General features: G+C 53.9%; 1 rRNA gene. It reads right to left on the bottom strand.

The features are described from left to right. Positions 1-484 (bottom strand): 16S ribosomal RNA (locus JIG40_RS13610); the annotation flags it as partial.

Genomic DNA, 484 nt, shown 5'->3' with positions numbered 1-484 from the left:
GGTGATCCAGCGCCAGGTTCCCCTAGCGCTACCTTGTTACGACTTCACCCCAGTCATGAACCACAAAGTGGCAAGCGTCCTCCCGAAGGTTAAACTACTTGCTTCTTTTGCAGCCCACTCCCATGGTGTGACGGGCGGTGTGTACAAGGCCCGGGAACGTATTCACCGTGACAATCTGATTCACGATTACTAGCGATTCCGACTTCATGGAGTCGAGTTGCAGACTCCAATCCCTGTCTCTTATACACATCTCCGAGCCCACGAGACAAAAAAAAAAAAACCCTTCTTTTCCTCTTTCTTCCCCTCTTTTTCTTTCTCTTCCTTTCTCCTCCCCTCTTTTCTCCCCTCCTCCTCCCCCTCTCCCTTCTCCCCCTTTCTCTTCTCCCCCTCTCCTCTCCCCCTCTCCTCCCTTCTCTCTCTCTTCTTCCTTCTTCTTCTTTCCCCCCCCCCCCCCTCTTCCCCCCCTCCTCTTTCCCCCCTCTCC

It is taken from the genome of Vibrio sp. bablab_jr001, from assembly GCF_016464285.1.
Lineage (GTDB): Bacteria > Pseudomonadota > Gammaproteobacteria > Enterobacterales > Vibrionaceae > Vibrio > Vibrio fluvialis.
The sequence above is the reverse complement of the archived record's forward strand: the minus strand, read 5'-3'. Positions and strand labels throughout refer to the sequence as shown.